The organism is Pseudomonas baetica, from assembly GCF_002813455.1.
Lineage (GTDB): Bacteria > Pseudomonadota > Gammaproteobacteria > Pseudomonadales > Pseudomonadaceae > Aquipseudomonas > Aquipseudomonas baetica.
On the sequence record NZ_PHHE01000001.1, the window covers coordinates 4,418,742 to 4,431,039 of the forward strand.

Genomic DNA, 12,298 nt, shown 5'->3' on the forward strand with positions numbered 1-12,298 from the left:
TATTGGCTGAGCAACGCATTGGCCAGAACACGGAAGTCACTTTGCACTTTGCATTGCGCCTGGAGAATGGCGACACGGTCGACAGCACTTTCGACAAGGCCCCGGCGACCTTCAAGGTCGGCGACGGCAACCTGCTGCCGGGTTTCGAAGCGGCATTGTTCGGCTTCAAGGCCGGCGATAAGCGTACCCTGACCGTCGAGCCGGAAAACGCTTTCGGCCAGCCGAACCCGCAGAACGTGCAGGTGATCCCGCGCTCGCAGTTTGCCGACATGGAGCTGTCGCCGGGTTTGCTGGTGATCTTCAACGATGCGGCCAATACTGAATTGCCGGGCGTGGTAAAAGAATTCGATGACGCGCAAGTGACCATTGACTTCAACCATCCGCTTTCTGGCAAGACGCTGACCTTTGACGTGGAAATCATCAACGTCAAAGCGCTGTAACTGACCGCACGCGGTCAAAAATGTGGGCGCGGGCTTGCTCGCGAATGCTGACTGACATTCAACATAGACGTTGTCTGACACACCGCTTTCGCGAGCAAACCCGCTCCCACATTAGATTTTTGCTGTTTTTGAGCAATGTGCTTGATCAGCAGGACGTACATATTTTTCGCGCGCAAGACACGAGGCACAGCATGCAAATCAAACTCGCCAACCCCCGTGGCTTCTGCGCCGGCGTGGACCGGGCGATCGAAATCGTCAACCGCGCCCTGGAAGTCTTCGGGCCACCGATCTACGTGCGTCATGAAGTGGTGCACAACAAGTTCGTGGTCGAAGACCTGCGCAGCCGTGGCGCGATCTTCGTCGAAGAACTGGATCAGGTGCCGGACGACGTCATCGTGATCTTCAGTGCTCACGGTGTGTCGAAAGCCGTGCGTACCGAGGCTGCCGGCCGTGGCCTGAAAGTATTCGACGCCACCTGCCCACTGGTGACCAAGGTGCACATCGAAGTCGCGAAATACAGCCGCGACGGTCGTGAATGCATCCTGATTGGCCACGCCGGTCACCCGGAAGTAGAAGGCACCATGGGCCAGTACGACGCCAGCAATGGCGGCGCGATCTACCTCGTCGAAGACGAGAAAGACGTGGCCGAGCTGCAAGTGCATAACCCTGAAAAACTGGCATTCGTCACCCAGACCACACTGTCGATGGACGACACCAGCCGCGTCATCGATGCCCTGCGCACGCGTTTCCCGGCCATCGGCGGCCCGCGCAAGGACGACATCTGCTACGCCACGCAAAACCGCCAGGACGCGGTCAAGCAACTGGCCGACGAGTGCGACGTGGTACTGGTAGTCGGCAGCCCGAACAGCTCCAACTCCAACCGCTTGCGTGAACTGGCTGAGCGCATGTCCACGCCGGCCTACCTGATCGACGGTGCCGAAGACTTGCAAAAGAGCTGGTTCGATGGCGTCGAGCGTATCGGCATCACCGCCGGTGCTTCCGCGCCGGAGGTGCTGGTGCGTGGCGTGATCCAGCAACTGCAGGCCTGGGGTGCGACCGGTGCAGATGAGTTGGCCGGACGCGAAGAGAACATCACGTTCTCGATGCCTAAAGAGCTGCGCGTGCGTTCGATCTGACGCTTTCTGCTTTTTGACACAGCGCCTGTTCAGTCTTCTCACTGCCCAAGCGCACTCGACCGGTCGCCGCCAGCACCACCTGGCGCTGGCTGACCGGCTCGCGGGTCGAGCAAATATGTAATGTCCCTGCCTGAAACTTCCTCCCCGGCATCAGTGGTTGCCCCAGGCTGCTGAACCGCACGTAACGACTCACCCACCAATTGCCGACGATCGGCACCTTCGCATCACTCGAGCGTTCCGCCAGGATTGGATTGCTGCTGTCCTCCGGTCCCTTGCCGCTGATATCCAGAATGATCCGCCAGCCCTGACCCCAGTCGCCGTTGATGCCGTGAATCACCACGCTCTGGTTACGTGTAATCGCCATGCTGCGGGCATTGCGAATACCGTCGAGCAGCGCCTGCGCGGCCTGGTCGCGTTGATTGGATTCGGTGAGCGCCGCAAACGCCGGACTGACCAGCAGCAGAACAATTGCGCCAATCGCCAGTCCCATAAGCAGTTCGATCAGGCTGAAACCCTGTTGCGGCATGAAAACTCCCTCCATGGAGTGTGTTGGCTGGCGCGATCGGTGCGCCGGGCAGGGCAAATCAACCGACACAGGCCGGTTGAATGTTCTAGCGTGTAGAAGCAGGTATAGCCGACGGCAACGGAGGGCATCGATGGATCATCGTACAAAAGGTTTCACGCTGATCGAGTTGCTGGTCGCCATCGCGATTTTTTTGGTCCTGATCACACTGGCGGTGCCCGCTTTCACCCGATCGATACAAAGCAGCAAGGCCGATACCGAAATGGGCGATCTGCAGCGGGTGATCAATTTCGCCAGGCTCGAAGCGATTGACCGCGGCGCGACGCTGCGCCTGCGTCCGACCGCCGGGGGCAGCGCCTGGACCGGCGAACTGGCGGTCTACGACAGTACTGGCACTCCAGCCAATGTGTTGCGGGTTGTTCCGGCGATGAGCAGCGGCGCAACTCTGACGCTAACCTCAGGAGTGACCGCGCTGGATTTCAACAATCTCGGCGGTCTGGCTGCACCCTCGACGGCGGTGGTCATCAGTTACACGCTGGGAACGCAAAGCAGGACGCTTAACGTGTGTTTGAACGGACGAATTCAACTGGGTGGAAGTTGCGGATGAGGGCAGGGAGCAAAGGCGTTCAGCAGGGCATGACGCTGATCGAAGTGCTGGTCGCGTTGCTGATTCTGACAGTCGGGCTGTTGGGCGCGGCAGCCGTGCAACTGAATGCACTGAAGTACACCGACAGTTCACGAATGACCAGTCAGGCCAGTTTCATCGCCTACGACATGATGGATCGCATACGCGCCAACTCCGGTGCAAATTACACCATTACGCCGCCAACCTCGGCCAACCTGGGCAACGCCCGGGATCAGGATTTCTACGATTTCACCACCAGTATCGTCAACTTCGGCGGTCCGACCGCCACCGGCAGCATTACCCTCAATCAACGCGTGTACACCATCACCATTACCTGGAGTGATGCGCGGGCAGCCAACACCGCCAGCGCTCAGCGCAGTTTTGTGCTGACCAGCCGTGCAGCGGTTGATCCGGTGGCGACACCATGACGCGTCATCAACGTGGTTTCGGTCTGATCGAGTTGCTGATCGCTCTGGCATTGGGACTGATCGTAGTCTTGGGCGTGGTGCAGATTTTCATCGCGGCGAAAAATACCTATGTCAGCCAGAACACCGCTGCTGCCATGCAGGAAGACGCGCGCTTCGTGTTGAGCAAAATGATTCAGGAAATCCGCATGGTCGGAATGTTCGGCTGCCTTGGCGCCATCACCGATTCAAGCAATGCCGGGGACTTCAATACGGCGCAGATCACGCCGATCAATTGGGATAACGCCAATCTCAAGTTGACGCTGGTCACGGCGGATATCGGCGGCAGCGGCGGCACACCCACCTGGACGGTGCTGTCTGATTGCCGCAACGGCGCGACGGCCTACACCGGGTTGCGAAGCCCGGCAACCGGGCAGATCGCTTTCCCGATACGACGTCTGATCTACAGCTTCAGCAACAACCAGATATTGATGGGTACTGGCAGCGGCAACCCGGCGCAACAGGTGCTGGTGAACAACGTCAGTGCTTTCAACGTGACGTTCGGTCTGGCGAGTTCCGCGACGGATGTCGCAGCCTCGACCTACAGCACCAACCCAAGTGATCCAGCGCGTATTCGCAGTGTGCGCCTGAGCCTGACCCTCGCCGACCCCAACAACCGGGTGCGTAATCAAACCTTCAATGTGGTTGCCGCTTTGCGCAACCGCTTGCAGTGAGGGCCAGGGTGATGAGGATTTCTCTCCATCAGCGTCAGACGCAAAGCGGCATGGTGCTGCTGGTCAGCCTGGTGTTTCTGTTGCTTATGACGATGATCGGCCTGTCATCGATGCAGAGTGCCAACCTGCAGGAAAAAATGGCCGGCAGCGTAGGCCTGCGCAATCAATCATTTCAGACCGCCGAAGCGGCGTTGCGTGTGGGCGAGAGCGCGGTGCAACTGGACAGTTTTGCCTTGGCAGTGTGCAGCGGCACGACGCAATGTGCGCCGCCGGCCGAGTCGTCGGTGGTGAGTGCGGCGGGGCTCAATTCGACCTCGGGGGTACTCTGGATCGCCACAGGCAACGGCTTCTATGGCGTACAGAACATCGGTACGACGCTGACGGCCGTGAATGTGCCGAGCAACACGTCAGCGACCCTTTACCGGGTGACCGCTGTCGGCATCGCCGGTACTTCGCGTAGCGTTGTGGAGAGTATCTATGCGAAGTTTTGAACGCTGCGCATCTCTGCTGGCCGGCATGCTGCTGACTTTCTATCTGGCCGCACCGGCTTATGCGTTCACGCCGTCTGACTCGCCCTTGCTGAGTGCGGCGGCGGTGCCACCGAACGTTATGTTGCTGATCGACGATTCGGGGAGTATGAACAGCATCATCTACGCCGTGGGGTTCGACCCGACTCTGCCGCGCACCCCGGCTCGCCAGTGTGATGCCTTCATTGGACTGTGCTTCAACTCAACGACAATCACCGGTGATTCAATATTTCTCTCAAGTTTGCCGACTGCTGGCTGCTTCGGCGGTGCCTACGCCTTCTACAACAACAGCCTGACACCGTTGTGCCTGAAACTGCCGGATCCGGTAGGTGGCGGCAATACCCGTTACTCGGACGATTACATTTCTTACGTGGTCGGTCTTGCGATCAACAATGGCACCCGCGACTTCACCACAGGAGCGATCCCCAACGATTACCGCATCAACGTTGCACGCAACGTTTCCACGGCATTGGTCAGCAGCAATCGGACTTTGCGCATGGGCCTGTCGACGTTCAACCCGGCGACCAGCAGCAATTCCGGCAGTGGTGGTTACATTGCCCGTTCCATTGCTGATCTGTCACCGGTCGCCGGCAGCGTGACCCAGGCCCAGGCTGACTCCAATTACAACGTGCTGATCTCCTCGATCAACAACTTGAGCGCCGTGGCCAACACGCCATTGGCGGAAACCTATTACGAAGTCACTCGCTACATGCGCGGCATGGCGCCGTTCTACAACAGTACACCGAGCACCTACACGAGTCCGATCCAGTACCGCTGCCAGAAAAATTACGGCGTGGTGATCACTGACGGCTTGCCGACGTTCGACCGTACCTTTCCGACCAATGATCCGTTGGCCACGAACCGTTTGCCGAACTGGGACGGCGTCAACAATGACGGCGACAACCTCAACGGCGACGGTGAGGGTGACACGTTGTATCTGGACGATATCGCCAAATTTGCTTACGACATCGACATGCGCTCGACCGGCACCGACGCAGCAGGCAAGAGCTGGAGCGCAGTGGATTTCCCCAAGCAGAACATGAACACCTACACCGTGGGCTTCGCCGCTGACAACGACATGCTCTCGGACGCGGCGAGTTACGGGCAGGGTCGCTACTATCAGGCAACCGACAGCGCTGGCCTCAATGCGGCGTTGTCATCGGCGCTGAGCGACATCACCTCCAAGGCCGGTTCCGGTGGTGCCGGTGTTGTCAGCGGGACCACACTCAGCAGTAGCAGCAGTTTCTATCAGACCACCTATGATCCCAAGGATTGGCGCGGCACGATCAAGGCATTCGGCTTCACATCGGCCGGAACCGTTAATACGTCGACGGCACTCTGGAACACCGACACCACAGTTGTTCCGGGGGCCACCGCGCCGATTTACCAATCCTGGAACACCTCAAGCAACGCTGCCGTCGCCCTGGCCTACGGTAATTTTTCCGCGGCGCAGCAGACGACGCTAAGTGGAGGTTTGCCCACCGGCATCACCGGTATTGATCTGGTGGAGTGGAGCAAGGGCACCAACAAGAGCGGGCTCAAGGTTCGCAGCGTATTGCTCGGCGACATCATCAACTCGCCACTGGTGCTGGCCTCGCCTGCGGACAAAACCGCCTCGGACCTGTCGAACGACACCACTTACAGCGCTTACCTGACGACCAAAGCGGCGAACATGAGCGCCAGCCTGGTGGTGAATGCCAACGATGGTTTCGTCAACGTCATCAACTCGGCCAATGGCACCCGGCGTTACGCTTACATGCCATCCAGTGTGTTGCCGTCGTTGCGCTTGATCGCCGACCCGAATTACATCAATGGCGTCAGCCACAAGTTTCTGGTCGACGGCCAGGTCGGCGTGTATGACGCGCAACTTAACAACGCCTGGAAAACCCTGGCCATTGGCGGCACCGGTGCGGGTGGCAAAACCTTCTATGCGCTGCAACTGTTCGATGCCTCCGCAGGCAACGTCACGCGTGCGTTGTGGGAAGTCAGCGCGCCGGCCATCGCCAACACCGCCAACGTTTTTAATGATCTGGGTTATGCCTATGCGCGACCGGAAGTGGCACGCTTGGCCGATGGTCGCTGGGCGGCGTTTATCTCCAATGGTTATGGCAGCAATTCGGGGTTGGCAGCGCTGTATGTGCTGGATGTACGCGACGGTTCGTTGATCAAAAAGATCGTTGTCGACAGTACGGACACCAGCAACGGTTTGTCCTCGGTGAAGCTCAAGGTCAACTCGCAAAACGTGGTGCAGGCTGCCTATGGCGGTGACTTGAAAGGGCGGTTGTGGAAATTCGACCTCAGCGCCACTGCGCCAGACAGCTGGGGCGTGGCGTTTTCCGGCAAACCGCTTTTCACCACGGCGGGCGGGGCGACGCAGCCGATCACGGCGCAACCTTTGCTGGCGGACAACGCAGCCGGCGGCAAACAGATCTTTGTCGGTACCGGTAAATTCAACGAAACCGCCGACAAGACCAACAAGGATTTGCAGGCGTTCTATTCAGTGTGGGATGCCGATGGCGGGGCCGGGCAGTTGACCGTCAGCAGTTTGCAGCCGCAGGCAATTACTGGCTCATTCTCCGGTAGCACCGGGCAATTCCTGACTACATCGCAAAATGACACGACGTATCCGGGGGAGAAGGGCTGGTACTTGCCGCTGGTGTATAACAACGTGCTGACCGGCGAGCGGGTGATTAATCAAGCGAGTATCGTGCTGGGCCGCATCGTCTTCACCACGGCCAGCGTCGACACCACCGATCCCTGTGCGAGTTTCGGTACCGGCAAACTGGTCGAACTCGATGCGTTCAGCGGTAAGATGCTCAACTACGCCGTGCTCGACACCAATTCCGACAGCCTGGTCGACAGTAATGACACGATCTCCAGTGGCGTGATATTCACTGGCGGCATTCCGACGTTGAACTTCATCTCCAGTGACGGCAAACGCAAAGGCATGACCGACACCAGCGGCACCATCACCATCATTGTAGAAAAGGGCGGCGGCGGCAGTCGTCGTATCATGTGGCGACAAATACAGTAAGTGAGAGTTTGAGGCATGCGCAGATCCAACCGAGGTTTCACCCTGATCGAAATCATGATCGTGATTGCGATCATCGGGATTGTGCTCACCATCAGCATTCCAAGTTACAACGAATACGTGAAGAAAGGCCGCCGCGCCGAAGTGGTGTCGCTGCTCTCGGAACAGGCACAGAGCCTCGAACGTTTCTACACCAAGAACAATGTCTACACCGGTATCACCGGTTTGAGCGCGGGCAATGATTTCTACACCCTCACGCCGACGATCACTGATCAGACCTTCCTGCTGACTGCCGTCCGTAAAACGGGCACGGCCATGGCCACCGACAAGTGCGGGGATTTCACCCTGACCAACACCGGTGTCAGAAGCATGAACAACGCGACCACCGGGCTGACCACCAAGGATTGCTGGGGCCGCTGAGGCGCTTATCTTCGGGTGCCTTTTGCGCCCACTGTCTTTTTTACGGTTGGATCAAACATGACCAGGCAACAGCAAGTGGTGATTGTCGGTGGCGGGGTGATTGGCCTGCTGACGGCCTACAATCTCGCCTCCGAAGTGCGCAGCGTGGTGCTGCTGGACCGCTCGAATGTCGGCCAGGAATCGTCCTGGGCGGGTGGCGGTATCGTTTCTCCGCTGTATCCGTGGCGCTATAGCCCGGCAGTCACCGCCCTGGCGCATTGGTCTCAGGATTTTTATCCACAGCTCGGTGAACGCCTGTTTGCGGATACCGGTGTCGATCCTGAAGTCCACACCACAGGCCTGTACTGGCTGGATCTGGATGATGAGGCAGAAGCGCTTGCGTGGGCTGAACGGGAGAGCCGCCCGCTGCGGGCTGTGGATATCTCGGCGGCGCACGATGCAGTGCCGGTGCTCGGTGGTGGATTCTCGCGGGCAATCTACATGGCCGACGTGGCCAACGTGCGTAATCCACGGCTGGTGAAGTCGCTGAAAGCGGCGTTGCTGGCGCTGCCGAACGTGATCATTCATGAGCAGTGCGAGGTCAGTGGATTTGTTCGTGAAGGCGAGCGGGTGGTTGGCGTACAGACTTCCACTGGCGTGATCACTGGCGATCAGGTCGTCCTAACGGCTGGCGCGTGGAGCGGTGATCTGCTCAAGACGCTGGATCTGACGCTGCCCGTCGAGCCGGTCAAAGGCCAGATGATTCTCTACAAGTGTGCGGCGGACTTTCTGCCGAGCATGGTGCTGGCCAAGGGGCGTTATGCGATTCCGCGTCGCGACGGGCACATACTGATTGGCAGTACGCTGGAACATGAAGGCTTCGACAAGACCCCGACCGATGTAGCGCTGCAAAGCCTCAAGGCTTCGGCGGTGGAGTTGCTGCCGGCACTGGCGGATGCCGAAGTGGTGGGGCATTGGGCAGGGTTACGCCCGGGCTCGCCGGAGGGGATTCCCTACATTGGTCGGGTGCCGGGGTTTGACGGTTTGTGGCTGAACTGCGGGCATTACCGCAATGGGTTGGTGCTGGCGCCGGCGTCGTGTCAGTTGTTTGCCGATGTGATGCTGGGGCGGGCGCCGATTATTGATCCGGCGCCGTATGCGCCTGAAGGCCGCATCTAGTCAGACATTTCCAGAGTCCGACAGACCGCTTTCGCGAGCAGGCTCGCTCCCACAGTTATCTCGGCTGCTCACACATTTTGTGTTCACCGCCGATCCACTGTGGGAGCGGGCTTGCTCGCGAAGGAGCCCTCAATCCAGACCGAGTTTTTTCAGGCGATAACGCATTGACCTGAACGAAAGACTCAACCGCTGCGCCGCCGCCGTGCGGTTCCAGCGGGTTTCCTCCAGCGCCTGCAAGATCAGTTTGCGCTCGACGCTCTCCAGGTAGTCCTCCAGATTGTCGATCTGTGTCAGGTCTGCAATCCCGCCATCCGCCGCACAGTTGCCTTCGCTCAGCCGCAGGTCTTCAGCCTCGATCATGCGGTTTTCGCACAGCGTGTGCGCGCGTTCGAGCACGTTCTCCAGCTCCCTCACATTGCCCGGAAAGCGATAATTCTTCAGCGCTTCCAACGCCTGTGGATGCAGGCTTGCCGCCGGTTGGCCCGAGTCTTTGGCCAGGCGCTTGAGCATGTGTTCCGCCAGCGCTTCAATGTCATCGCGGCGCTCGCGCAGGGACGGCACCCGCAACTCGATCACGTTGAGCCGGTAATACAGATCCTGGCGAAAGCGCTCGGCGGCGACTTCCGCATCGAGATCCTTGTGGGTTGCGCAGAGAATGCGCACATCGACCACGCTTTCCTGCTGGCCGCCGACGCTGCGTACGGCTTTCTCCTGAATCGCCCGCAGCAACTTGACCTGCATCGACAGCGGCAGGTCCGCCACCTCATCAAGAAACAGCGTGCCGCCGTGTGCCGCCTGGAACAGTCCCGGCTTGTCTTCGACTGCACCAGTGAAACTGCCTTTGCGATGGCCGAAGAATTCGCTTTCCATCAATTCCGAAGGAATCGCCCCGCAGTTCACCGGTACGAACGGCTGGCCGGCGCGCGGCCCTTGTTCGTGAATCAGGCGCGCGACCAGTTCCTTGCCGCTGCCGGATTCACCACTGATGTAAACCGGTGCCTGGCTGCGAGCGAGTTTGTCGATTTGCTTGCGCAGCGTGCGCATCGGCAGCGAGTCGCCCAGCAATCGTCGATCAATCGAGACCGCCGCGCTGCCTGCCGTCGGCATACGCAGGGCGGTCGCGACCAGTTCGCGCAGGCGCGTGAGATCCACCGGTTTGGTCAGAAAGTCGAACGCCCCGGCCTTCAATGCATTGATTGCCGTCTCGAGGCTGCCGTAGGCGGTGATCATCGCTACCGGCAGTTGTGGATAGCGTTGCTGGATGTGCTGCACCAAATCCAGCCCCGTGCCGTCGGGCAGGCGCATGTCGGTCAGGCACAGGTCGAAGGTCTCGCGATGCAGCAGGGCCTGGGCTTCGCCGAGATTGCGAGCGCTGAAAGTGTTGAGTTTCATCCGTCCCAGGGTGATTTCCAGGAGTTCGCGGATATCCGGTTCGTCGTCGACGATGAGGATCTTTTGCCGTGGGCTCGTGTTCAACTTTGTTTCCGTCCGTGAGCAAAGGTGATGCGAAAGCAGCCGCCGCCTTGGCGTGGTTTGAAGTCTAGGCGCGCCTGGTTGCTTTCGCACAGCTCACGGGACAGATAAAGCCCAAGGCCGGTGCCCTGGTTGCTGGTGGTAAAGAACGGTTCGAACAGGTGGGCCTGTTCATCAAGCGCCACGCCGGGGCCGTTGTCCTGCACTTCGAGCACGGCCAACTGGCTGTCGGTGTCGATAAACAAGGCCAGCCAAACCTCGGCCTGATCGTGCAGCAGGGCGCTGTGACGCCAGCCGTTGCGTAACAGATTGTCGAGAGTTTGCGTGAGCTGGTTGGGGTCCATCAGGGTGGTGAAATCACCTGAATTGATCCGCAGATGAATGCGCTGGCGCTCGGTGGCCTGTTCGCGGCTTTCGCTGACGAAGTGTTCCAGCCACGGCTTGAGATCCAGCCGTTGCGGTGCGCTCTGTTGGCGGCGGGACAGTTGCAAGACGTTTTCGATAACTCGATTCATGCGCTGGGAGTGATCTTGAATGATCTGCGTCAGACGCCGATCCGCGCTATCGAGTTCCTCGGATTCCGCCAATAGCTGTGCGGCGTGACTGATGGCGCCCAGTGGATTGCGAATTTCGTGGGAGATACCGGCGGTCAGGCGCCCGAGCGCGGCAAGCTTCAGTTGCTGTGCCTGTTGGGCGATTTGCGCCAGGTCTTCAAGAAATACGAGGGTCTGTTGATTGGGGCTCTGTTCGAGAGCGATGAAGCTGGGCTGCAATTCCAGACCGTTGCCGGGTATTTTCAGGCTCTGTGGGCGCAGGGTCGGGTTGTTCATCCACAGTTGCAGACGATCGACCAAAGCGCTCGAGTAGTCGTCGATCAAGTGCCCTTGAAGGTGTGATTGCGCGAGCAGGGTTTGGGCGCTGTGATTGGCCAGTTGTACTCGGCGCTGTTCGTCGAGAACCAGAATCCCGGTGCGCATGCGTTGCAGAATCAACGCGTTGAGGGCTTCAAGGCCAACCACTTCGCTGGCCCGCCGCTCAGCCAGGTTTTCACTGACTTCAAGGCGTCGGATCAGCCCCTGCACCAGCAACGAGGCGGCAAAACACAATGCGCCGAGGGTGCCCGCCTGCAGGTATTCATTGGCGCTCAGGGGATGGCTGAAACTCAGCAGGAAACTCAGGCCGACAATCCCGAGAGCGCCAATGGCAGCGATCAGCATGCCGATGCGGCGGCGCAGCAGGGTGTTGCTGATCGCAACCGAGACCACCAGCAAATTGCCGAAGGCGCTGGCGACTCCGCCCGCGGCAAAGAACAGAGCGCACAGCAGCAGGACATCGACGAGGGCCAGGCTGAACAACTGTGCTGGTCGCCGGGTGTTCTCAAGGAACACCACCAGCAGAATGTTCAGTACCAGATACAGCCAACTGCCGCCGCGCAGCAGATCGTCGTTGGCCGACGTCAGCAGGCGGTTGTCCATGTTGCTGGAGATCAGCAGCACCAGCGTGATGCCGACACTTAAGCGGTAGAGATGATAAAGGCGCAGCAGACGCTGAGCCTGTTTGCTGTTGGCGTGGGTGGCCTCAGCGATCACTGGAACCAGGGCCTTGCTCAAGGTGAGCCTGGCTGCAATACCACTGTTGTTGAAGGTTCAGTGCACGGTCGCGGGGCAGGTGTACGCCGCAATGAGCGCAGCGCACCATCGGCGCGGCGTCTTGCTCTCGAGGGGACTGTGCGGAGGCAGCGGGGGCCTTGAATTTGCGCCACAGCCATACCGCAGCAAAAATCAGGACGATCCAGAACAATAAACGAAGCATGATGAGCGGCTTTTC

Annotated in this window: 13 protein-coding genes; 9 read left to right on the forward strand and 4 right to left on the reverse strand. The window is 59.4% G+C overall.

Annotated features, from left to right (window positions below):
* Nucleotides 1–2: 2 nt before the first annotated feature.
* Nucleotides 3–440: an FKBP-type peptidyl-prolyl cis-trans isomerase gene (fkpB, locus tag ATI02_RS20425; protein WP_185037054.1), complete on the forward strand. Its 438-nt coding sequence runs from the start codon at nt 3–5 to the stop codon at nt 438–440.
* A 191-nt stretch (nt 441–631) separates the two neighbouring features.
* Nucleotides 632–1,576, forward strand: coding sequence for a 4-hydroxy-3-methylbut-2-enyl diphosphate reductase (gene ispH, locus ATI02_RS20435; RefSeq protein WP_100847176.1), 945 nt, complete (start codon nt 632–634; stop codon nt 1,574–1,576).
* Here ispH and ATI02_RS20440 read toward each other — a convergent pair.
* Entirely contained in the window at nt 1,548–2,102 is a 555-nt protein-coding gene (locus ATI02_RS20440; protein WP_100847177.1) for a GspH/FimT family pseudopilin, read from the reverse strand. The two genes, ispH and ATI02_RS20440, sit on opposite strands and share 29 nt — an antisense overlap.
* A gap of 130 nt (nt 2,103–2,232) precedes the next feature.
* Between ATI02_RS20440 and ATI02_RS20445 the strand changes: the two genes are divergently transcribed.
* Genes ATI02_RS20445 through thiO form a run of 7 tightly spaced genes read left to right on the forward strand, consistent with a single transcriptional unit; the run spans nt 2,233 to nt 8,998 of the window.
* A complete protein-coding gene (locus ATI02_RS20445; RefSeq protein ID WP_100847178.1) occupies nt 2,233–2,706 on the forward strand; it encodes a GspH/FimT family pseudopilin in 474 nt (157 codons plus the stop codon).
* Nucleotides 2,703–3,152, forward strand: a complete 450-nt coding sequence (pilV, locus tag ATI02_RS20450) for a type IV pilus modification protein PilV (RefSeq protein ID WP_100847179.1) — start codon at nt 2,703–2,705, stop codon at nt 3,150–3,152. Before ATI02_RS20445 ends, pilV begins: the two co-directional genes overlap by 4 nt.
* Nucleotides 3,149–3,862 carry a PilW family protein gene (locus tag ATI02_RS20455; protein WP_100847180.1) on the forward strand — a complete coding sequence of 238 codons (714 nt, stop codon included), beginning with the start codon at nt 3,149–3,151 and terminating at the stop codon, nt 3,860–3,862. The genes pilV and ATI02_RS20455 overlap by 4 nt, the downstream gene beginning before the upstream one ends.
* 11 nt (nt 3,863–3,873) lie before the next feature.
* On the forward strand, nt 3,874–4,353 hold the full coding sequence (locus tag ATI02_RS20460) for a pilus assembly PilX family protein (RefSeq protein ID WP_095189317.1): 480 nt from the start codon (nt 3,874–3,876) through the stop codon (nt 4,351–4,353).
* Entirely contained in the window at nt 4,340–7,423 is a 3,084-nt protein-coding gene (locus ATI02_RS20465) for a pilus assembly protein (protein WP_100847181.1), read from the forward strand. Before ATI02_RS20460 ends, ATI02_RS20465 begins: the two co-directional genes overlap by 14 nt.
* A gap of 15 nt (nt 7,424–7,438) precedes the next feature.
* Nucleotides 7,439–7,840: a type IV pilin protein gene (locus ATI02_RS20470; protein WP_100847182.1), complete on the forward strand. Its 402-nt coding sequence runs from the start codon at nt 7,439–7,441 to the stop codon at nt 7,838–7,840.
* 57 nt (nt 7,841–7,897) lie between these two features.
* Complete coding sequence (gene thiO, locus ATI02_RS20475; RefSeq protein ID WP_100847183.1) at nt 7,898–8,998, forward strand: glycine oxidase ThiO; 1,101 nt, start codon at nt 7,898–7,900, stop codon at nt 8,996–8,998.
* 129 nt (nt 8,999–9,127) lie between these two features.
* On the opposite strand, the gene ATI02_RS20480 is transcribed toward thiO, so the two are convergent.
* From ATI02_RS20480 to ATI02_RS32740, 3 genes are read right to left on the reverse strand one after another with little or no spacing between them, the layout of a single operon-like run.
* Nucleotides 9,128–10,474: a sigma-54-dependent transcriptional regulator gene (locus tag ATI02_RS20480; RefSeq protein ID WP_095189314.1), complete on the reverse strand. Its 1,347-nt coding sequence runs from the start codon at nt 10,472–10,474 to the stop codon at nt 9,128–9,130.
* A complete protein-coding gene (locus ATI02_RS20485; RefSeq protein ID WP_100847184.1) occupies nt 10,471–12,060 on the reverse strand; it encodes a sensor histidine kinase in 1,590 nt (529 codons plus the stop codon). The genes ATI02_RS20480 and ATI02_RS20485 overlap by 4 nt, the downstream gene beginning before the upstream one ends.
* Complete coding sequence (locus ATI02_RS32740; protein WP_100847185.1) at nt 12,050–12,283, reverse strand: PP0621 family protein; 234 nt, start codon at nt 12,281–12,283, stop codon at nt 12,050–12,052. Before ATI02_RS32740 ends, ATI02_RS20485 begins: the two co-directional genes overlap by 11 nt.
* Between the last annotated feature and the right edge of the window lie 15 nt (nt 12,284–12,298).

Excerpts from the sequence above, each read along its gene's own strand:
- thiO (WP_100847183.1), top strand. The coding sequence starts at position 7,898 with ATGACCAGGCAACAGCAAGTGGTGATTGTCGGTGGCGGGGTGATTGGC.
- ATI02_RS20445 (WP_100847178.1), top strand. The coding sequence starts at position 2,233 with ATGGATCATCGTACAAAAGGTTTCACGCTGATCGAGTTGCTGGTCGCC.
- ATI02_RS32740 (WP_100847185.1), bottom strand. The coding sequence starts at position 12,283 with ATGCTTCGTTTATTGTTCTGGATCGTCCTGATTTTTGCTGCGGTATGG.
- ispH (WP_100847176.1), top strand. The coding sequence starts at position 632 with ATGCAAATCAAACTCGCCAACCCCCGTGGCTTCTGCGCCGGCGTGGAC.
- ATI02_RS20440 (WP_100847177.1), bottom strand. The coding sequence starts at position 2,102 with ATGCCGCAACAGGGTTTCAGCCTGATCGAACTGCTTATGGGACTGGCG.
- ATI02_RS20470 (WP_100847182.1), top strand. The coding sequence starts at position 7,439 with ATGCGCAGATCCAACCGAGGTTTCACCCTGATCGAAATCATGATCGTG.
- ATI02_RS20460 (WP_095189317.1), top strand. The coding sequence starts at position 3,874 with ATGAGGATTTCTCTCCATCAGCGTCAGACGCAAAGCGGCATGGTGCTG.
- ATI02_RS20455 (WP_100847180.1), top strand. The coding sequence starts at position 3,149 with ATGACGCGTCATCAACGTGGTTTCGGTCTGATCGAGTTGCTGATCGCT.
- ATI02_RS20465 (WP_100847181.1), top strand. The coding sequence starts at position 4,340 with ATGCGAAGTTTTGAACGCTGCGCATCTCTGCTGGCCGGCATGCTGCTG.
- pilV (WP_100847179.1), top strand. The coding sequence starts at position 2,703 with ATGAGGGCAGGGAGCAAAGGCGTTCAGCAGGGCATGACGCTGATCGAA.